The organism is Amycolatopsis sp. NPDC031561 (assembly GCF_055580625.1).
This window is the reverse complement of sequence record NZ_JBVILA010000003.1, coordinates 274,457-292,670: the sequence shown is the minus strand read 5'-3', so window position 1 is coordinate 292,670 and position 18,214 is coordinate 274,457. Positions and strand designations below refer to the sequence as shown.

At 68.8% G+C, this 18,214-nt stretch carries 20 protein-coding genes; 12 read left to right on the top strand and 8 right to left on the bottom strand.

The window, feature by feature from the left end:
- Positions 1-144: 144 nt before the first annotated feature.
- Positions 145-1,368 (top strand): NAD(P)/FAD-dependent oxidoreductase, encoded by a 1,224-nt coding sequence (locus tag ACZ5IK_RS10515; RefSeq protein ID WP_465487475.1) that lies wholly within the window; start codon positions 145-147, stop codon positions 1,366-1,368.
- Positions 1,369-1,460: 92 nt separating this feature from the next.
- Here the strand turns inward: ACZ5IK_RS10515 and ACZ5IK_RS10510 are convergent, their stop codons facing one another.
- Entirely contained in the window at positions 1,461-2,726 is a 1,266-nt protein-coding gene (locus ACZ5IK_RS10510; protein ID WP_465487474.1) for a Bcr/CflA family multidrug efflux MFS transporter, read from the bottom strand.
- Positions 2,727-2,934: 208 nt separating this feature from the next.
- Between ACZ5IK_RS10510 and ACZ5IK_RS10505 the strand changes: the two genes are divergently transcribed.
- Genes ACZ5IK_RS10505 through ACZ5IK_RS10480 form a run of 6 tightly spaced genes read left to right on the top strand, consistent with a single transcriptional unit; the run spans position 2,935 to position 9,454 of the window.
- Positions 2,935-3,795, top strand: a complete 861-nt coding sequence (locus ACZ5IK_RS10505; protein WP_465487473.1) for a fumarylacetoacetate hydrolase family protein — start codon at positions 2,935-2,937, stop codon at positions 3,793-3,795.
- Positions 3,795-5,099: an enolase C-terminal domain-like protein gene (locus ACZ5IK_RS10500; protein WP_465487472.1), complete on the top strand. Its 1,305-nt coding sequence runs from the start codon at positions 3,795-3,797 to the stop codon at positions 5,097-5,099. The genes ACZ5IK_RS10505 and ACZ5IK_RS10500 overlap by 1 nt, the downstream gene beginning before the upstream one ends.
- Positions 5,092-5,850 (top strand): SDR family NAD(P)-dependent oxidoreductase, encoded by a 759-nt coding sequence (locus tag ACZ5IK_RS10495; protein ID WP_465487471.1) that lies wholly within the window; start codon positions 5,092-5,094, stop codon positions 5,848-5,850. The genes ACZ5IK_RS10500 and ACZ5IK_RS10495 overlap by 8 nt, the downstream gene beginning before the upstream one ends.
- A 30-nt stretch (positions 5,851-5,880) precedes the next feature.
- On the top strand, positions 5,881-6,924 hold the full coding sequence (locus ACZ5IK_RS10490; protein WP_465487470.1) for a sugar ABC transporter substrate-binding protein: 1,044 nt from the start codon (positions 5,881-5,883) through the stop codon (positions 6,922-6,924).
- The gene (locus ACZ5IK_RS10485; protein ID WP_465487469.1) at positions 6,921-8,444 is read left to right on the top strand and encodes a sugar ABC transporter ATP-binding protein; all 1,524 of its coding nucleotides are present in this window, start codon (positions 6,921-6,923) and stop codon (positions 8,442-8,444) included. Before ACZ5IK_RS10490 ends, ACZ5IK_RS10485 begins: the two co-directional genes overlap by 4 nt.
- Positions 8,441-9,454: an ABC transporter permease gene (locus ACZ5IK_RS10480; RefSeq protein ID WP_465487468.1), complete on the top strand. Its 1,014-nt coding sequence runs from the start codon at positions 8,441-8,443 to the stop codon at positions 9,452-9,454. The genes ACZ5IK_RS10485 and ACZ5IK_RS10480 overlap by 4 nt, the downstream gene beginning before the upstream one ends.
- 199 nt (positions 9,455-9,653) lie before the next feature.
- On the opposite strand, the gene ACZ5IK_RS10475 is transcribed toward ACZ5IK_RS10480, so the two are convergent.
- Positions 9,654-10,346 (bottom strand): FadR/GntR family transcriptional regulator, encoded by a 693-nt coding sequence (locus tag ACZ5IK_RS10475; RefSeq protein ID WP_465487467.1) that lies wholly within the window; start codon positions 10,344-10,346, stop codon positions 9,654-9,656.
- A gap of 106 nt (positions 10,347-10,452) precedes the next feature.
- Between ACZ5IK_RS10475 and ACZ5IK_RS10470 the strand changes: the two genes are divergently transcribed.
- From ACZ5IK_RS10470 to ACZ5IK_RS10460, 3 genes are read left to right on the top strand one after another with little or no spacing between them, the layout of a single operon-like run.
- Positions 10,453-10,755, top strand: coding sequence for an L-rhamnose mutarotase (locus tag ACZ5IK_RS10470; protein ID WP_101609752.1), 303 nt, complete (start codon positions 10,453-10,455; stop codon positions 10,753-10,755).
- Positions 10,752-11,723 (top strand): aldo/keto reductase, encoded by a 972-nt coding sequence (locus ACZ5IK_RS10465; protein ID WP_465487466.1) that lies wholly within the window; start codon positions 10,752-10,754, stop codon positions 11,721-11,723. Before ACZ5IK_RS10470 ends, ACZ5IK_RS10465 begins: the two co-directional genes overlap by 4 nt.
- Positions 11,720-12,544, top strand: coding sequence for an amidohydrolase family protein (locus ACZ5IK_RS10460; RefSeq protein ID WP_465487465.1), 825 nt, complete (start codon positions 11,720-11,722; stop codon positions 12,542-12,544). Before ACZ5IK_RS10465 ends, ACZ5IK_RS10460 begins: the two co-directional genes overlap by 4 nt.
- A 344-nt stretch (positions 12,545-12,888) precedes the next feature.
- Here the strand turns inward: ACZ5IK_RS10460 and shbA are convergent, their stop codons facing one another.
- The 4 genes from shbA to ACZ5IK_RS10440 form a co-directional block, all read right to left on the bottom strand.
- Entirely contained in the window at positions 12,889-13,545 is a 657-nt protein-coding gene (gene shbA / locus ACZ5IK_RS10455) for an RNA polymerase sigma factor ShbA (protein WP_168214378.1), read from the bottom strand.
- A gap of 250 nt (positions 13,546-13,795) precedes the next feature.
- Positions 13,796-14,092, bottom strand: coding sequence for a DUF202 domain-containing protein (locus ACZ5IK_RS10450; protein ID WP_465487464.1), 297 nt, complete (start codon positions 14,090-14,092; stop codon positions 13,796-13,798).
- Positions 14,093-14,105: 13 nt separating this feature from the next.
- Positions 14,106-14,456, bottom strand: a complete 351-nt coding sequence (locus tag ACZ5IK_RS10445; RefSeq protein ID WP_101609748.1) for a YidH family protein — start codon at positions 14,454-14,456, stop codon at positions 14,106-14,108.
- A 10-nt stretch (positions 14,457-14,466) separates the two neighbouring features.
- The gene (locus ACZ5IK_RS10440) at positions 14,467-14,922 is read right to left on the bottom strand and encodes a GtrA family protein (protein WP_465487463.1); all 456 of its coding nucleotides are present in this window, start codon (positions 14,920-14,922) and stop codon (positions 14,467-14,469) included.
- 267 nt (positions 14,923-15,189) lie between these two features.
- Between ACZ5IK_RS10440 and ACZ5IK_RS10435 the strand changes: the two genes are divergently transcribed.
- The gene (locus tag ACZ5IK_RS10435) at positions 15,190-15,501 is read left to right on the top strand and encodes a hypothetical protein (protein WP_005153325.1); all 312 of its coding nucleotides are present in this window, start codon (positions 15,190-15,192) and stop codon (positions 15,499-15,501) included.
- A gap of 18 nt (positions 15,502-15,519) precedes the next feature.
- Here ACZ5IK_RS10435 and ACZ5IK_RS10430 read toward each other — a convergent pair whose 3' ends face one another.
- Positions 15,520-16,644 carry a glycerate kinase gene (locus ACZ5IK_RS10430; RefSeq protein ID WP_465487462.1) on the bottom strand — a complete coding sequence of 375 codons (1,125 nt, stop codon included), beginning with the start codon at positions 16,642-16,644 and terminating at the stop codon, positions 15,520-15,522.
- Positions 16,641-17,606 carry a 2-hydroxyacid dehydrogenase gene (locus tag ACZ5IK_RS10425; protein ID WP_465487461.1) on the bottom strand — a complete coding sequence of 322 codons (966 nt, stop codon included), beginning with the start codon at positions 17,604-17,606 and terminating at the stop codon, positions 16,641-16,643. Before ACZ5IK_RS10425 ends, ACZ5IK_RS10430 begins: the two co-directional genes overlap by 4 nt.
- A 156-nt stretch (positions 17,607-17,762) precedes the next feature.
- Here ACZ5IK_RS10425 and ACZ5IK_RS10420 point away from each other — a divergent pair, with 156 nt between their 5' ends.
- Positions 17,763-17,921: a hypothetical protein gene (locus ACZ5IK_RS10420; RefSeq protein WP_465487460.1), complete on the top strand. Its 159-nt coding sequence runs from the start codon at positions 17,763-17,765 to the stop codon at positions 17,919-17,921.
- Positions 17,922-18,214 lie beyond the last annotated feature (293 nt).

The window sequence follows — 18,214 nt, the reverse complement described above, 5'->3', positions numbered from 1 at the left end:
TTTCGGGGCCGTGACGCGGGTTGCCCGACATTCCTACTGATGGGTTAACCGAGCGTGCGTCCTGTGATCGACTTCCGGTTTCGCTAGGCCGGACGAGGGCGGACCGGAGTAGCGTCCGAGGGAAAGCCTGCTTGGGAGGTCTTTGTGTCCGAACCCAGGAAGATCGTCATCGTCGGGGCCGGCCTGGCCGGAGCGACGGCCGCCGGGGCGCTGCGAGAACGTGGCTACGCGGGCGAAATCCTGCTGCTCGGGAGCGACACGCATCGCCCGTACGAATTACCGCCGTTGTCCAAAGGCCTTTTGCTGGGCACCACCGATGAACCCGATTGGGTGCACGACGAGGGTTTCTACGAAGAGAAGGACATCGCCCACCGGAGCGGGGCGACCGCGACCAAGATCGAACTCGGCGCGCGGCTCGTGCTCGACGACGTCGGTGGTGAGCACCGGTTCGACAGGCTGGTCCTCGCCACCGGGTCCCAGCCGCGCCCGCTCCCGGTTCCCGGCGGCGATCTCCCCGGCCTGCGGACCCTTCGCACCCTCGATGACGCGCTGGCGTTGCGTTCGGCGTTCAAGGACGCCGGACGGGTGGTGATCGTCGGGGCGGGCTGGATCGGCACCGAGGCCGCGGCGGCCGCCAGGGAACACGGCGCCGAGGTGACCGTGGTCGACCAGGTCGGTTCGCCGCTGCTCGCGGTGCTGGGCGAGCAGGTGTCCGGCGTCTTCAAGGACCTCCACACCGAGCACGGCGTGAACTGGCGTCTGGGTGAAGGGGTCGCCGCGTTCACCGGCGGTCCGGACGGAGTGACCGGCGTCCGCCTTCAGAACGGTGACGAACTCCCCGCGGACGTCGTGCTGGTGGCCGTCGGCGCCGCGCCGCGGGTCGACCTCGCGCACGCCGCCGGACTGGAACTGTCCGACGACGGCGGTGTCTGCGCCGACGCCGGTTTGCGGACCGCCGCGCCCGACGTCTACGCGATCGGCGACATCGCCGCGCACTTCCACCCCCGCTACGGGAAACGCGTCCGCGTCGAGCACTGGGGATGCGCGAAGTGGCAGGGCGAGCACGTCGCGGGGAACCTGCTCGGCGAGAACGAGCCGTATCTGAAGAGCCCGTACTTCTTCTCGGATCAATACGACCTGGGCTGCGAGTACCGCGGCCTCGCCGATCCCGACACCGATCAGTTGGTGGTGCGCGGTGATCTCGCGGCGCGGGACTTCACGGCGTTCTGGGTGCGGGACGGTCAGGTGACCGCCGCGATGAACGTCAACCAGTGGGATGACGGGGACGCGTTGAAGGCTCTGGTCGACGGGCGCGCGACCGTGACCGCGGAGCAGCTGCGGACGGCCGATCTCTCGACTTTGGGGTGAAACCGGAGACGAGCCGTGTCGGGAGTGTCATGAAAGGGGCTTTCAGGACGAAAAACGTCTTGAAAGCCCCTTTCATGACACGCGGGTCGGGGTCAGGACTCCCGCGGGACCGCCATAGCCCGTGGCGCCGCCACGAACCGCGAAGGCCGCGTCATGGTCCCGAAGGCCAGCAGGGCGAGGACACCGAAGGCCGCCATGGTGATCCCCATCGGCACCGCGGTACCGGCACCGCCCAGTCCGACCAGCGGCGTCGCCAGCCCGCCGACGACGAACTGCAGCACGCCCAGCAGCGCCGACGCCGAACCGGCGGACCGCGCCTGGTCGGCGAGGGCCAGCGAACTCGCGTTCGGCGCCACCATGCCGATGCTCGACACCAGGACGAACAGCGGGATCAGCAGCCCGATCAGGCCCAGGTCCAGCACCGCCGCGGCCAGCACGCCGAACCCGGCCACCGCCGCGATGACGAGACCGACGGTCAGCAGCGTCCGCTCCGGGAAACGTCCGACGATGCGCCCGTTCAGCTGGCCGACGGCCACGATGCCGATGCCGTTGAGCCCGAACACCAGGCTGTACGCCTGCGGGCTGAGCCCGTAGACGCCCTGCAGCGCGAAGGACGATCCGGAGATGTAGGCGAACAGGCTGCCGAACATGAGTCCGGAAGCCAGTGCGTAGCCGAGGAAGCCACGGTCGCGGAACAGGCTCGCGTACTTCCGCATCACTGAGCCGAAGCGCGCCGGAGTGCGGCGTTCCTCGGGCAGGGGCTCCGGCAGCAGGAAGAAGACGACGGCGAGCAGGATCGCGCCGAACACGGTCAGGCAGACGAACACGCCTCGCCACGAGGTCCAGTTCAGGATCTGGCCGCCGATGATCGGCGCCAGGATCGGGGCGAGCCCGTTGACCAGCATGAGCAGCGAGAAGAACTTCGTCATCGCGGTGCCGGAGTAGAAGTCGCGCACGGTCGCCCTGGCGATCACGATGCCCGCCGCGGCACCGAAGGCCTGGACGCCGCGGGCGGCGATGAGCAGTTCGGCGCTCGGGGCGAAGGCGCACAGGAGCGAGCCGACCATGTAGAGAACGAGCCCGGCCACGAGCGGTTTGCGGCGGCCGATCGCGTCGGACAGCGGTCCGAGGATCAGCTGGCCGATGGCGAGCCCGATGATGAACGCGCTCAGCGTCAGCTGGACGGTCGCGTCCGCCGCGCGCAGCTCGCCCGCCATCTGCGGGAGCGCGGGCAGGTACATGTCGATGGACAGGGGCCCGAAGGCGGACAGGCCGCCGAGGATCAGGACGAACCGGGCGCGTCCGGTCGTGATCGGGCGCGCGACGGTTTCTTCCACTCGCTCGGGCGCGATGGTCATGCTTTTCCTCTCCCCGGTGACGGTTCCGCGAGGAACAACTTGCTTAGAGTAGGTAACTATTCCCGCTGTGAGCCAGCGCACGCCAGCTTTCGGCAACTGATCCGATCAATTGTCGAACAAATCCGGATGGCTCTAGATCTTGCCGGACCTCGTCGGGTATACATCGGATGTCTGTTCGTTGCTGATGGTTCGGTCGGAAGGAAAATCCGTGCAGCTGTTGCGTCTCGGGGAGCCGGGAAGTGAGCGTCCGTTCGTACGTGCCGGGGATGGCACGGTGCGCGACCTCTCGGGGCTGACCTCCGACATCGATGGCAGCTTCTTCGCGAGCGACGGTGTCGCCAGGGTCGCGGCCGCGCTGGCCGCCGGTGAGCTGCCCGAAGCCGGCGCCGAAGCCGCGGGGGCGAGGGTCGGCGCGCCGATCGCCAGGCCGGGCAAGGTCGTTTGCATCGGGCTCAACTACCGGCAGCACGCCGAGGAGTCCGGTGCCGCCGTGCCGACCGAGCCGGTCGTCTTCATGAAGGCCTCCGACGTCGTCGTCGGCCCGGAGGACGACGTGCTCGTGCCGCGGAACTCGACGAAGACCGACTGGGAGGTCGAGCTCGCCGTCGTCATCGGCAAGACCGCTCGCTATCTCGACAGCGTCGACGAAGCTCTGGAGTACGTCGCCGGGTACGCCGTCTCGAACGACGTGTCCGAGCGCGAGTTCCAGCTCGAACGCGGCGGCCAGTGGGACAAGGGCAAGTCGTGCGAGAACTTCAACCCGCTCGGCCCGTGGCTGGTCACCGCCGACGAGGTGCCCGACCCCCAGGACCTCGGCCTGCGGCTGTGGGTCAACGGCGAGAAGAAACAAGACTCCTCCACCAAGGACATGATTTTCACGGTCGCCGAGATCGTGCATTATTTGAGCCAGTTCATGGTGCTGCGTCCGGGCGACCTCATCAACACCGGAACCCCGCAGGGCGTGGCGCTCGGTCAGCCCGATCCCAAGCCGTACCTGCGGGAAGGTGACGTCATCGAGCTCGAGATCGACGGCCTCGGCCGCCAGCGCCAGACCGCGAGGCAGGCGTGATGGCCAAGATCGTGGGCATGGAGGTGCTCGACGTCCGCTTCCCCACTTCGCGGGAGCTGGACGGTTCGGACGCCATGAACCCGGACCCGGACTATTCGGCCGCGTATGTCGTGCTGCACACCGACGGCGGCCCGGACGGCTACGGGCTCGCCTTCACCATCGGCCGCGGCAACGACGTCCAGGCCGCGGCGATCCGCGCGCTCGAACCGCATGTCGTCGGCCGTGACGTCCCCACGGACGCGGCCGCGCTCGGCGCCCTGTCCAGGGCGCTGGTCGGCGACTCGCAGTTGCGCTGGCTCGGCCCGGAAAAGGGTGTCGCGCACATGGCGATCGGCGCGGTGGTCAACGCCGCCTGGGATCTCGCCGCACGCATTGCCGGGCTCCCGGTCTGGCGGTTCGCCGCCGAGATGTCGCCCGAAGACCTGGTCTCCCTCGTCGACTTCCGCTACCTGTCCGACGCGCTGACCGAACAGGAGGCGCTCGACATCCTCCGCGCCGCCGAACCCGGCCGCGCGGAACGGATCGCCCGGATCGAGCGCGACGGATACCGCGCGTACAGCACGTCTCCCGGCTGGCTCGGTTATTCGGACGCGAAACTCGTCCGGCTCGCCGAACAAGCGGTCGCCGACGGCTTCGAGATGATCAAGCTGAAGGTGGGCGGAGATCTCGAGGACGACGTCCGCCGGATGAAGCTCGCCCGCGAAACCGTCGGCCCGGACATCCATGTCGCCGTGGACGCGAACCAGCGCTGGGACGTCTCGGCCGCGATCACCTGGATGACCGAGCTGGCGCCGTACGACCCGTACTGGATCGAGGAGCCCACCTCGCCGGACGACGTGCTCGGGCACGCCGCGATCGCCAAGGCACTCGCCCCGATCCGCGTGGCCACCGGCGAGCACGTCCAGAACCGCGTGGTGTTCAAGCAGTTGCTGCAGGCGGGCGCGATCTCGGTGCTGCAGCTGGACGCCGCCAGGGTCGGCGGGTTCAACGAGAACCTGGCGATCCTTTTGCTGGCGGCCAAATTCGACGTCCCGGTGTGCCCGCACGCCGGCGGGGTGGGGCTGTGCGAGCTCGTGCGGCACCTGTCGATGTTCGACTTCGTGGCGGTGTCCGGTTCCGACGCCGACCGGTCCATCGAATGGGTCGACCACCTCCACGAACACTTCACCGATCCGGCCGTCGTGACCGATGGCCGGTACCTCGCGCCGTCCGCGCCGGGCTTCTCCGCCCGGATGCACGACGCGACCTTGCGCCGGTTCACCTTCCCCGATGGTCCGGAATGGACGGAGATCGCCAGTGAGTGAGTTCGAAGGCCTCGTCGCCGCCGTCACCGGTGGCGCGTCGGGAATCGGCCTGGCCGTCGCGGATCAGCTCGCTTCCCGCGGGGCGACGGTCGCGGTTCTCGACCTGAAACCGGACGACCTGCCCGAGGGGCTCACCGGATTCCGCTGCGACGTCGGTTCCGACGCCGAGGTCCGGTCGGCGATCGACGCGGTCGCCGAACGCTTCGGCAGGCTCGACGTCCTGGTCAACAACGCCGGGATCGGCGCGCAGGGCGACGTCACCGTCAACGACGACGACGAGTGGCACCGGGTGCTCGACGTCAACGTCGTCGGCATGGTGCGGCTCGCCCGTGCGGCGTTGCCGCATCTGAAGAACTCGCCGTCGGCCGCGATCGTCAACACCTGTTCGATCGCCGCGTGGGCGGGCCTGCCCAACCGCGCGCTGTACTCGGCCAGCAAGGGCGCGGTGCTCTCGCTGACCCTGGCGATGGCGACCGATCACCTCGCCGACCGGATCCGGGTCAACTGCGTCTGCCCCGGTACCGCGGACACCCCGTGGGTCGGCAGGCTGCTCGATTCCGCAGGCGATCCGGAGGCCGAGCGGGCCGCGCTGGCCGCCCGCCAGCCGATGGGCAGGCTGGTCACCGCGGACGAGGTCGCGAACGCGATCGTGTACCTCGCCAGTCCGCTTTCGGCTTCGACCACCGGAACGGCACTCGCCGTCGACGGTGGTATGTACGGGCTGCGTCCGCGCGGCCCGGTCCAGCAGTAGGTTTTCCCCGCTGTCATCAAGGAGGATGCGGTGCGTACGAGGGTGATCAAGGTGGCCGCCGCGGCCACCGCGCTCGGGCTGGCCCTGTCGGCCTGTGGGTCCACGAAGGACAACGCGCCGTCACCGGGTGGCGGTGGGGCGCAGGGCGGCAAGGTCGGCGCGACGATCCCGTTGCTGACCTCGCCGTTCTGGCAGGCCTACAACAACTACGTACCGCAGAAGGCGAAGGAACTGGGCGTCGACGCGCTGCCGACGGTCAACGCGGACAGCGACTCGGCGAAGCAGATCACCGACATCAACACCCTGCTCAACCAGGGGGTCAAGGGCCTGGTCGTGACGCCGCTCGACTCGGCCGCCGTCGTGGCGGGCCTCAAGGCCGCAGAGAACAAGGGCGTTCCGGTGGTGGCGGTCGACGTCGCGCCGGAGAGCGGCAAGGTCGCGATGGTGGTGCGCGCGGACAACAAGGCGTACGGCACCAAGGCCTGCGAGGCGATCGGCGCGAAGGTCACTTCGGGCAAGGTCGTGCAGGTCATGGGCGACCTCGCCTCGGTCAACGGCCGCGACCGGTCCGAAGCGTTCCGGCAGTGCATGAAGGCGAAGTTCCCGGACGTCCAGGTGCTGGAGGTCGCCGCCGAGTGGAAGGCGGACAAGGCTTCGTCCGGTTTGGACAGTCTGCTGACCGCCAACCCGGACATCAAGGCGGTGTACATGCAGGCGGGCGGGGTCTATCTGGCACCGACGCAGCAGGCGCTCAAGCGCAAGAACCTCTACTTCCCGATCGGCGACCCGAAGCATGTCGTGCTGGTCAGCAACGACGGCATTCCGCAAGAGCTGGCCGCGATCCGCGCGGGCGAACTCGACGCGACCGTCTCCCAGCCCGCCGACGACTACGCCAAGTACGGCATGTACTGGGTGAAGAAGGCGATGGCGGGGGAGACCTTCAAGGCCGGGCCGACCGACCACGGCAGCACCGTCGTCGAGATCCGCCCCGGAATTCTCGAAGACCAGCTCCCCGCGCCCGTGATCACCAAGGCCAACGTGGACGACAAAGCCCTGTGGGGGAACAACCTGTGAGCGCGCTGCCCGCCGGGTCCGCCGCCGTGCCGGTGGTCAGCGCACAGGGCGTCGGTAAACGCTACGGCCCGACCGTGGCGCTGTCCGACGTCAGCATCACCGTGCATCCGGGCGAGTCGCACGCGCTCGTCGGCCGCAACGGTGCGGGGAAGTCGACGCTCGTCTCCATCCTCACCGGACTGTCCAAAACGGACACCGGGCGGGTCGAGTTCGGCGGCGTCCCCGCGCCACCTCTGTCCAAACAGGATGACTGGAAGCGCGCTGTCGCCTGTGTCTACCAGCACGCGATGGTCGTCCCGCAGCTGACCGTCGCGGAGAACCTGTTCCTCAATCGCCAGTCCGGCAAGGGTTTCGCGATCGGCTGGCAGCGGTTGCGGCGTCAGGCGAGGGACCTGCTCGACTCCTGGGACGTGGGTGTCGACGTCGACACTCCGGCGGGCGAGCTTTCGGTCGAGGACCGGCAGTTCGTCGAGATCGCCAGGGCGCTTTCCTACGGCGCCAGGTTCATCGTGCTCGACGAGCCGACGGCGCAGCTGGACAGCCAGGCGATCGAACGGCTTTTCGGGCGGATGCGCCAGATGCAGGCGAACGGGGTGACGTTCCTGTTCATCTCGCATCACCTCCACGAGGTGTACGAGGTGTGCCAGGCGGTCACCGTGCTGCGCGACGCGAAGCACATCCTCACCGCGCCCGTCTCGGAAGTCGGTCGCGCCGAACTGATCGACGCGATGACCGGGGAACAGGGCGGGCTCGCCGTCCGCGACGCTTCGACGCGCGAGGCCCTGGCTTCGGACGCCGGTGAGGTGCTGACCGTCGACGGGCTCTCCGGTGACGGCTTCGAAGACGTGAACTTCCGGATCCGCCGCGGCGAGGTGATCGGGCTCGCGGGCAGCAACGCCAGCGGCAAGCATCAGGTCGCCGAGACCGTGTACGGACTCCGTCCGGCGACGTCCGGCACGATCCGGGTCGCGGGAAAGCCGTTGAAACCGGGCGACATCCCGGCCGCGATCCGCGCCGGAATCGGCTGTGTGCCGAGAGACCGGCACCACGAAGGCCTGGTGCTCGACCACTCCATCATGGACAACGCCACACTGTCCATTTTGGATCGCATGGGCAAGGCGGGGATCGCCGCGCCGGGCGCCCGGTACGAGCGGGCGTCGAGAGCGCTGAAGGACTACGACATCGTCGCGGCCGACGCAGACCAGCCGGTGTCCGACCTTTCCGGCGGCAACCAGCAGAAGGTCGTCCTCGCCCGCGCGCTGGCCGGTGATCCGCGCTTGGTCGTGCTGATCAACCCGACCGCGGGGGTGGACGTGAAATCGAAGGAGGCCCTGCTCGCGGTCGTCGACCGGGTGCGGGCCGAGGGCAAGGCGGTGCTGATCGTCAGCGACGAGCTGGACGATCTCCGCCTGAGCGACCGGGTGCTGGTGCTGCGCGCCGGTGCCGTGGTCGCCGAACACCGGGCCGGGTGGTCCGACGGCGATCTGGTGGCCGACATCGAAGGAGTCGAGCGCGGGTGACCGAACTGATGACCGATCCGAAGACCTCGTCGTTCGCGGCTCCGCCGAAACGCCGGAAGTTCCGCTGGCTGCGCGAGCTGGCCCTGGTGCCGGCGCTCGTCGTGGTGCTGATCATCGGAGGACTGATCAGTGACACGTTCCTGACCTTCGGCAGCATCGTCGGCATCCTGTCCGCTTCGGCGGCGTTGTCGATGGTGGTGCTGGGCGAATCGCTCGTCCTGCTCACCGGGAAGTTCGACCTGTCACTGGAATCCACCATGGGGATGGCGCCCGCGCTGGGCGCGATGCTGGTGATCCCGGTGGCGTCCTCGGGCTTCGGCACCGAAATCCCCGGTTTCGCGGGCATTCTGGCCGTGCTGGTGGCCGGTGCCGCGATCGGCTTCGTGAACGGCTTCCTGATCGTCAAGCTGAAGCTGAACGCCTTCATCGTCACACTGGCGATGCTGACGGTGCTGCGCGGCACGCAGATCGGCTCCACACAGGGAAAGACGCTGTTCGACCAGCTGGACGTGTTCACCGCGCTGGCGACGACCACGTTCATCGGGCTGCCGATGTCGGTGTGGCTGGCCGCGGCGCTGTTCACCGCGTTCGGGCTGGGGTTGCGGTATCACCGGATCGGCCGGTCGCTCTACGCCATCGGCGGGAACCGTGAAGCCGCGCGGGCCGCGGGCATCCGCGTCGACCGGATCTCGTGGGGCGTGTTCGTCGTGGCCGGGGTGCTGGCCGCGCTCGGCGGGCTCGCGTACACGGGGTACGTCGGCGCGCTCGGTGCCGATCAGGGGGACGGATTGATCCTTCAGGTGTTCGCCGCTGCGGTGATCGGCGGTGTCTCACTGGACGGTGGGAAGGGCACTCTGGTGGGAGCGCTCACCGGCGTCTTGCTCCTGCAGACGGTCACCAACCTGCTGCAGGTGGCGCAGGTGCCGCCCGAGTGGCTGAAGGCGATCTACGGCGTGATCATCCTGGTCGCGTTGATCATCTCCCGCTACGCGAGCGGGAAGGCCCAGTGATATCTGTCGCGCGCTGACGAAAACGCGCCGAAGGGGCGCCGTTGGCCTTCCACGGCGCGGTGGGTGAGGAGGCGCCCCTTCATCGCGTTTCCGGGGCCTTCGGCCAAAAGAGGCGCGCGACGGTCAAGTCTCCGTCGGGCGCGGGGCGCCCTTGGGAGACCTTGTGGTCACTTCGGTGGCCGGTTGGGAGAGAGTTGTGTCAGGAACCATCTTCGGCGGTGCCGAGGGCATTGCGGAGCCACTGCTCCACCCCCGCGACGTGCACGGTCGCCCACGAACGAGCCAGTTCGGGTTCGCGCGCGGCGATGGCCTCGTAGATCGCCGAGTGCTGCTCGCGGGTCTTCGCGACCGCGCCCTCCTGCGTGAGCCCGCGCCAGATGCGGGCGCGCGCGGTGGGGCCGGACAGGCTGTCCAGGAGCGAGCACAGCACGGGATTACCGGAGCCGTCGGCGATCTTGCGGTGGAACTGCAGGTCGTTCGCGACCAGCGCCTCCACCGTCGGCGAATCGGCCAGTTCGTCGAGCAGGCGGCCTAGCTCCGCGATGTCCTCGTCGCTCATGTGCAACGCGGCCATCGCCGTCGCCGCCGGCTCGAGGATCCGGCGGACGGCGAGGAAGTCCAGCACGGTGTCGTCGCGGTGGAAGTCCACCACGAACGTCATCGCGTCGAGGAGGAGATTCGGTTCGAGGCTGGTGACGTACGTTCCGTCGCCCTGGCGGACGTCGAGCACGCGGATCAGGCACAGGGCCTTCACCGCTTCGCGCAGCGAACTGCGGGACAAGCCGAGCCGCTGGGCCAGTTCCGCCTCTTTCGGCAGCCTGTCGCCCGGAGCAAGCTCGCCGGAGATGATCATGTCCTTGATCTTGTCGATCGCGACATCGGTGACCGGCATGTTCCACCGCCCTCCCCGAAGACCTCGGATGTTTGAGTGTTAGTTGACAGAGTGCCATGTTTCGAGCTGAGGAGGCGCGGTGACCCACGGTGTCGCACTACAAAGAGTGGCACTCCACACCCGGTTGAAGCCGGGCAAGGAGGCCGAATACGAGTCGGTCCACGCCGTCATCCCGCCTGACCTCGACGAAGCGCTGCGTGGTGCGGGTGTGCGTTCGTGGCGGATCTGGCGCGACGGTCTCGACCTGTTCCACGTGGTGGAGGTCGAGGACTACGCGAAGATGCGCGCGGCCCTGCGCGAGCATCCGGCCAACATTCCCTGGCAGGCACGGATGTCGGAGCTGCTCGACGTCGAAGACGACTACTCGGGCGACGATTCGGGCCTCGGCCTGGTTTGGGAGCTTCCGTGAAGATCTCCCTGTCCCCACTGGGGCTCGGCTGCGCGCAGCTGGGCAACCTGTACCACGCCATCACCGACGAGACGGCCGAAGCGACCGTCCGGCAGGCGTGGGACGAAGGCATCCGGTACTTCGACACCGCCCCGCACTACGGTCTCGGACTGTCGGAACGGCGGCTGGGCGAGGCACTTTCGGCTTACCCCCGCGCGGACTTCGTGGTGTCGACCAAGGTCGGCCGGGTGCTGGAACCGAATCCCGCCGGCGCTTCGCGCACTGACTCGCAGGGTTTCGTCGTCCCCGCGGCCTACAAACGACGCTGGGACTTCAGCCGCGACGGGATCCTCCGGTCGCTTGAGGACAGTCTGACGCGCCTCGGGCTCGACCGTGTCGACGTCGTCTACGTGCACGATCCGGACGAGCACTTCGAGGACACCGTCAACGGGGCGTTCCCCGCGCTGCTCGAACTGCGGGAGCAGGGCGTCATCGACGCCATCGGGGCCGGGATGAACCAGGCGCCGATGCTCGCGGAGTTCGTCCGCCGGTTCGACCTCGACGTGATCCTGCTGGCCGGGCGGTACACGCTGCTCGACCAGCCCGCGCTGGACGATCTCCTGCCCCTGTGCGTGGAACGCGGTGTGGACGTGGTGGTCGGGGGCGCGTTCAACGCGGGGATCCTCGCCACCGCCTCGCCCGGCACGATGTACGACTACGCCGAGGCCCCGGCCGAACTGGTCGAGCGGGCCCAGCGGATCGCCGGGATCTGCGAGCGGCACGGCGTCGAACTCCCTCAGGCCGCGCTGGGATTGCCCGCCGCGCATCCGGCGGTGGTGTCCGTCGTCGTCGGCGCGCACGATCCCGGCCAGGTCCGGCTCAACGCCGAACGGTTCCGGCGCCCGGTGCCGCGCGAGTTGTGGGCGGAGTTGATCCGTGCGGGACTGTTGCGAGAGGACACCCCGCTGCGGCCGGAAGGACAGTCGTGATCGACGCGCACCACCACCTTTGGGATCCCTCGCGGCGGCACTACCCGTGGATGACGGGCAGTGCACTGGAACCGATCCGTCGTCCGTACACAGTGGACGATCTCCGTACGGTGACCAAGGCGGCGGGGGTGAAGGGGACCGTGCTGGTGCAGACGGTCTCGTCGGAGGAGGAGACGCACGAGTTCCTCGCCACCGCTCGCGCCGAACCGCTGATCGCGGGTGTCGTCGGCTGGACCGACCTCACCGCCCCCGACGTCGCGGAGCGCGTGGCCGCGTTTTCCGGCCCCCTGGTGGGAATCCGGCATCAGGTGGAGGACGAGCCGGACCCTTCCTGGCTGACGCGGCCCGACGTCTCGCGTGGTCTCGCCGCGCTCGGCGAGGCCGGGCTGGCGTACGACCTGCTGGTGAAGCCGCCCCAGCTCCCGGCGGCCCTCGCGGTGGCTTCCGCGCTACCGGACCAGGTTTTCGTGCTCGACCATGCCGCGAAGCCGCCGATCTCTTCGGGGGAATGGCAGCCGTGGGCGGACGGCGTCGCGGCGTTGGGGGAGCTGGACAATGTGTACTGCAAGCTTTCGGGGCTGGTGACCGAGGCGGACTGGGCACAGTGGAAGGTCGGGCATCTGGCGCGCTGGGCCGAGCACGTGCTGGAGTCTTTCGGGGCTTCGCGGCTGATGTTCGGCTCCGACTGGCCGGTCTGTGAACTCGCGGCCGCGTACGAAGTGGTCGTGGACACGGCCTTTTCGCTGACGGGCTCGTTGAGCGACGCGGAGCGGTTGGAGTTCTTCGACGGCACCGCGCGGCGGGCGTACCGCCTCTCGTGAGTGGTAAGGGACGGTTCATGCCCTGGTCAGGTGTGGGGTCGCTGGGACGACGGTGTTGCGAAAGCCTCGTTCGCAACACCTGCTCCTGAAACCGACACCGAGAGATGGCGCGAACGCGACACGTTTGCATTACCCCTCAAGAGAACCCGGGTGTCGCGAAAGCCACTTTCGGGACATCAGACGTCGCGAAAGTGGCTTTCGCGACGGCCGCTGGGCTCAAGGAGTCGGGGCTCAAGGCATGACAAATCTCCGGCGGGAAGCCGGAGAGAAGAAGAAAGTGGGCGGCGCGGGGTCCGGGCGCCTGCGAACCGCCGATCGACGACCTGCGGCAGGGGGAGAAAAGATCAGAACTCGTCCTGCTTGACCATCGTCCGCAGGCGGGCCAGCGCGCGGTGCTGCGTCACGCGCACGTTGCCGGCGGAGATCCCGAGAGCCTCGGCGGTTTCGGCGGCGGAAAGGCCGACGGCGATGCGGAGGGCGAGAATCTCTTGCTGCACCCGCGGAAGGGTGGAGAGTAGACGGCTGAGCCGGGCACCGAGGTCCAGGTGCAGAGCGTGCGTTTCGGGCTCGTTGTCGCCGATGGGCCGTTCCGGGAGTTCCGGTACCGGCTCCGACCGGTCGCGGGAGACCGCGCGGTAGGCGTCGGCGACCTTGTTGGCGGCGATCGCGTGCACGAGATAGAGGAACGAACCGCCGCGGTCCTGGTAACCCGGCAGTGCCTTCAGCACGGCCATGCACACTTCCTGCGCGACGTCGTCCGCCGACAGGTAGGACAGATCGCGGCCGCCCATCCTGGCGCGGCAGTACCGGACCACGACGGGGCCGATCATCCGCAGCAATGCCTGGATCGCGGCGGGATTCCCGTCGCCCGCGTCTTTGACGAGGGGGTCGAGATCCTCCTTCGTCAGCCGTCCGCCCGGTCGAGGCAGGTTCTCCGGAGTCGTGTATCCGGGGACCGCATCGGGGGTGACGGATCTGGACGCGCTGGAGATGGTTTGCATGGTCGTCCTCCCCGGCCGACCCTGCGACCGTCGCTGTCGAGGGGCCAACACTCCGTAACGATTCAAGGCGGCAAATGCTCCGTAAGATCAGATTCACCTGCCGCCGATGCGACGCAGCGTAATCGTAGGCGCCGATCGGACGGCAGTAAAGATTTCAACTAGAGATAGCCCATTCGACGGAGTCGGCTTAATACAACCGAGACTCTGTGTCGCTAAAAGGGCGGCCGGGATCGCAGGACGTGCGCGGCCCTTAGCGCACCGCGATCAAAGCGACCGCGGTCGCTACGACGAGTGCTGACGCGGTGACAGCGAAGGCTGGGTTAAGAGGTTTCGGGGTGTCCGCCCCGCGCAGTGCCCGTTCACGGATCGAGCCGATGGCGACCAGGACGATCACCATGACGCCCGCGACCGCGACCGGGATGACCGCCGTCCCCCAGCCTCGCCGGGCGGCCGTGTGCAAGAGCAGGAGTGTGCAGGCAGTAGCCGCGAGCGCCGTCCGGCGCCAGGCCAGCCCGGTCCGTTCCGCTTGCGCTCCGTGATCGCTCACGTGCTCTTCACGTTCACGAGAAGACCACCAGGGCCGCGGCGGTCAGGGTGATCACGAGGATTCCGGCCGTCAGCAGGACCAGCAGCCCGCTCTTCGGCAGCGGCCGTCCCTCGCGCATCGCGCTCTGGACCTGCCGCCAGCGCGGATACGCGGACGCCGCGAGGACGGCGGCCAGCACGACGCACAATCCCGCGAGGACGGTGCTCAGCGCGCTCGGGTCGGGAACCAGCTGATGGACGGCGACGCCGCCGGCCAGCAGGCCCAGCGCCGTCCGGAGCCAGGCGAGGAAGGTCCGTTCGTTCGCGAGGGTGAAGCGGTAATCGGGTTCCGAACCACCTTCGTGCGGTCCGTTGATCTCTGTCACCCGACGAACACTAGGCGCTGCGTCGCGCGAAAACCCACCAGCGAAGGACCGCGAAGCGCGCGATACCGCCCACAATGCTGGCCGCGAGCAGGGCGCCTGTCTGTTCCAGCGCGGTCGGCTCGGTGATCACCGCGTCGAGTGACGCGAGCACGATCGAGCCGTAGACGGCGTAAAAAGCGAACGTCATCAAGTCCTGGAAGTGCCGTTTTCCCGGGTGACTCTTCCGGGTGGCGAAGGTGACCCGGCGGTGGAACTCGGTGTTCCCGACGGTCGTGACCGCGAGCGCGACCAGATTGGCCACCTGGGGGCCGAGGATCGGCTGCAGGACGAGGAACAGTACCGCCTGCAGGCCGGTGGCGACGACACCGGCGACGACGTACCAAGCGGCATGGTGGCCGAGCTCGTGGTGCCGTTCCGGCGCGCGCCGGATGATCCGGTGCCCTGGCGCCCACCTGGTGGTGGTCATACCGACGACGCTACTCCTTGTTTCACAAACTTGTGAAGCCAGTAAACCCGCTGAGGGCTGTGATCCCCGCGACAGCGTCCGTAGCCGTTTGGTCGTCGGCGCCATCGGGTAGGCCACAAGGGCCGGGTCGAGTACAGCACGCCCCGGCCGACGTCCGATGAGGAGCCGGGCATCGGCTGAAAATGATCTTCACTCAGACGGCAGGCCATGCCGAGACCCCCTAGCGTGGTCCGTCAAGTGCAAGACCGCGACGAAGGAAGGGCAGAGATGCTTACAGTCACCGAAGCCGCCGCCGAGGCGATCACCGCACTGACCGGGCAGGAGAACGGACAAGACGGAGGCGGGCTGCGTTTCGCGATGCATTCCCAGCAGGGGGACAGTCCCCAGCTCGCGGTTTCCGTCGCCCCCGAACCGGAAAGCGGCGACAAGGTGCTCGGCGCGGACGGCGGCCCGAAGGTGTTCTTGGAGCCCGAGGCTGCCGCGTTGCTCGACGACAAGGTGCTCGACGTCCAGCAGGACGAGACCGGCGAAGTCGCCTTCGCCGTACTCCCGCAGGCTCAGCCCCAGCCTGGCAGCTGAGCCCGGCGGGTTCAGGCTTTAAGTCCGGGCCCAGGCACGGACCAGCTCGCCGGCCCGCTCGCGCAGGAGTTCCGCCGCGTGCGCTCGCGCGTGGTCGAGCGAAGGCGCGTGGTCGATCAGGGCGGCGCTGCCCACGACACCGAGGCCGGCGAGCTGGCTCTCGTCCAGCTGGATCCGCCCGGCCAGCACCATCAGCGGCACCGAGTGCTCCTGCGCGCGGGCCGCGATGCCCGCCGGGGCCTTGCCGTCGAGACTTTGCTCGTCCAGTGAGCCCTCGCCGGTGATGACGAGGTCTGCGCGTTCGATGGCGCCGGCGACCCCGGTGAGCCCGGCGATGAGCTGGAACCCGGACTCGACCGACGCGCCGAGTCCCGCGATCGCGCCCGCCGCGACCCCGCCACCCGCGCCCGCTCCGGGAAGGTCGGAGACGTCGGGGGTACCGGCGTTCCGCAACGCCTGCGCCCAGCGGCCCAAAGATTCGTCCAGTTGCTCGACCTCGCGCGGGCCCGCGCCCTTCTGCGGCCCGAAGATCGCGGCCGCCCCACGCGGTCCGAGCAGCGGGTTCGTCACGTCGGTGGCCACGGCGACCTCGACGGAGCCGAGCCGGTGGCGCACCGGGCCGAGTTCGGCCGACGCGACGCGGCCCAGCGTGCCGCCGCCGAGTCCGACCGGTGCGCCGAACGCGTCGAACACCCCGGCGCCCAGCGCCGCCAGCATCCCGGCGCCGCCGTCGGTGCTCGCGGTTCCGCCGACCGTCAGCACCAGCCGCCGCGCGCCGTGGTCGAGCGCGTGCGCGAGGAGTTCACCGACGCCCCAGGTGTGCGCGGCCAGCGCCACTTCCGGGCTCGGCTCGACGAACTCGATCCCGCACGCGCGGGCCGATTCGATGTAGGCCGTCCCGTCGAGCATCACGTAGCGCGCGTCGACGGTGTCGTCGAGCGGCCCGCGGACCGGAAGTTCCACCAGACTGCCGCCCGCCGCGACGAGGACGTCGAGCGTTCCTTCGCCGCCGTCGGCGACCGGGCAGGAGGAGACTTCGGCCTCGGGCAGCGCGTCGCGGACGCCGTGGGCGATCGCCTCCGCGGCCTCGACCGCGGTCAGGCTTCCCTTGAACTTGTCGGGCGCGATGACGACACGAGTCATGGACGAACCTCCGTCAGGGGGTTTCCGCCGGTGAGCACCGACGCGACGTTCTCGGCCGCGAGCACGGCCATGGCAGTACGGGTCTCGACCGTCGCCGATCCGAGGTGCGGCGTCAAGACGACGTTTTCGCGATCCAGCAGGCGTGGCTCGACCTCGGGTTCGGCTTCGAACACGTCGAGGCCCGCTCCGGCGATCTCCCCGGCTTCGAGCGCGTCGGCCAGCGCCGCCTCGTGGACGACGGGGCCGCGGGTGGTGTTGATCAGGTACGCGCCCGGTTTCATCGACTTCAGCGCGTCCGCGTCGATGAGGTGCCGGGTCTCCGGTGTCAGGGGGCAGTGCAGGGAAACAATGTCGGAGCTTTCCAGCAGTTCGCCGACGGACACGTACTTCGCGCCCAAGGTCTTCTCGACGTCCTCGGCGGCCCGCGAACGTCCTGAGTAGACGATCCGCATGCCGAAACCGAGCGCCCGCCGCGCGACCGCCTGCCCGATCTGGCCCAGCCCGACGATGCCGAGCGTCTTGTCCTGCAGACCGGAGCCGAGCAGGAAACCCAGGTGGAACGACCACGGGGTGCGCGACCGGATCAGCCGTTCACCCTCGCCGACCCGTCGCGTGACCGCGAGGAGCAGCCCGAACGCCAGATCCGCGGTCGCGTCGGTGAGCACGCCGGGGGTGTTGGTGACGGTGACGCCGCGTTCGGCCAGCGCCGGGACGTCGACGTTGTCGTAGCCGACGGCCACGTTCGCCACGACTTTCAGGCCGGGGCCCGCCGCGTCGGCGACCGCTCCGTCGATCCGGTCGTGCAGCATGCCGACGACGGCGGACGCGCCCCGGACGAACTCGCGCAGTTCGTCCGGCGTCAACGGCCGATCGGCGCGCGACAGCTTCACCTCCCCGGCTTCGGCGAGCACTTTCAGTGCTTCGTCGGGAATCCACCGGGTCACCGCGATCGTCGAGGTCACTCCCTCAGCCTAGTGTGCGGCAGTTGGTATCCCAAACGCGCGAATCCCCGTCATGAGGGAGGCGCTTCCCCTGCGTGGGGAGTCGTCACCGCCGGGCACCCCGGATGGTCGTAAGTGCGGAAAACCTCCGCGAGCAGGGGATTCGAGGGGTGGAAGATGAAACGATCACGAGAACTGGCGGCCGTCGGAGCCGCGGTGGTCCTCGCCACGACGCTCGTCGCGGCCGGTCCGGCGTCGGGGGCGGAAGGTCAAGGCCGTCGAATGGTTCCCGCCGGGCAGTGGGGTCAACTGAGCCGGATCGGCGCGCTCGCGTAGTCCTTTTCGGACGGTGCCGGATCGCTCCCGTGTGTGGTCGCGCCTGCGCAGGTCCACCGAGAGCTGAAGGGCCCCTTCACCGTGCGGGTGGTCGTGAGTGCGCACGTGTCATGAAAGGGGCTTTCAAGACGTTTTTCGTCCTGAAAGCCCCTTTCATGACATCTGGAGACGGAGTCGCGGTCTCGCCCTGGCGCCAGGTCCACCGAGAGCTGAAGGGGCCCTTGCCCGCGTCTCGCGCGGTGAAGGGCGCTTTCGCTGCATGCCATGCGGTGAAAGGCCCCTTCGGCCCACCA